Here is a 1,168-nt window from a genome sequence, read left to right on the forward strand (position 1 = left end):
AGCTTGTCTTATGAGAACCCTCGGTTCCTGAGGCAAAAGGGAACCGCTACCCGGCACCGCAGCTGCGGTGCCGGGTAGTGGCGGGGGCGGCGCCGTGCGGAGCTTGGTCTTGCAGGACCGTGGTCGAGTTTGGCGAGCCTCCGTCTTTTCTTACGACCTGAACGGATACGTGGGCTACGGGCTCGAACGACAAGCATAGGTACATAGAAAAGATGGCCAAGGATACCATTGGGATCGACGTGTCGAAAGACCGTTTGGACGCTTTCTGGCATTCCCGGGATGAGATGCGCAGTCTGCCCAATACAGCGGAAGGTTTCGAGCAGTTATGCTCCTGGCTGGAACAAAATGACGATGTGTTGTTCGTCTTCGAAGCAACTGGCGCCTATCATCGTGGGCTTGAGCGACATCTCAGTCTGGCGGCACAGCCCTTCATCAAGGTCAATCCCAGGCAGGCGCGGCGATTTGCACAGGCGATTGGTCGACTAGCCAAGACCGACAGGGTTGATGCCAGGATGCTGGCGCGCATGGGTATCGCTCTCGACCTTGCCCCGCAAGACGTGGAGAGCGAAGATATCCATGATCTCAGAGAGTTGCTGACTGCGCGTCGCGCCCTGGTCAAAGATCAGATCGCAGCGAAGACACGCCTTGCGACGGCGTTGAACCCGGTTGTTCGAGAGCAGCTCGGCCGCCGCATCGATGACATTGCCGCCGACATTCAGGCATTGGACAAAGTGATTGCGCAGATCGCCAGACAGCGTGGAACCTTCGAAGACCGCATCTGCCGCTTGATGACAATACCAGGGATCGGTAGATTGACCGCAACGACCATGCTGATCGACATGCCGGAGCTTGGGCATTTCGACAGTAAGAAAATCGCTGCTCTGGCCGGCCTTGCGCCCATGACGCAGCAGTCTGGGAAATGGCAGGGCAAGGAACGGATTACTGGGGGTCGGTCATCGCTTCGGCGGGCAATTTACATGCCTGCGCTCGTCGCAATCCGCTTTAACCATGATCTTCATCACAAATACCAACAGATGTTGAAAGCCGGGAAGGCCAAGAAAGTCGCCATCACTGCGATCATGCGCCGTATCATTGTTCTGGCCAACACCCTGCTGCGCGAAAATCGGGATTGGCTTCCTGTGCGTCCTTGACCAAGACGGATACTCGA

General features: G+C 57.0%; 1 protein-coding gene. It reads left to right on the forward strand.

Going from position 1 to position 1,168, the window contains the following annotated elements; translation table 11 throughout:
* Nucleotides 1–212: 212 nt before the first annotated feature.
* Nucleotides 213–1,151 (forward strand): IS110 family transposase, encoded by a 939-nt coding sequence (locus ACBR42_RS17060; RefSeq protein ID WP_371208833.1) that lies wholly within the window; start codon nucleotides 213–215, stop codon nucleotides 1,149–1,151.
* Nucleotides 1,152–1,168 lie beyond the last annotated feature (17 nt).

Source organism: Komagataeibacter sp. SM21 (assembly GCF_041402665.1).
Taxonomy (GTDB): domain Bacteria; phylum Pseudomonadota; class Alphaproteobacteria; order Acetobacterales; family Acetobacteraceae; genus Komagataeibacter; species Komagataeibacter saccharivorans.

Excerpts from the sequence above, each read along its gene's own strand:
- ACBR42_RS17060 (WP_371208833.1), top strand. The coding sequence starts at position 213 with ATGGCCAAGGATACCATTGGGATCGACGTGTCGAAAGACCGTTTGGAC.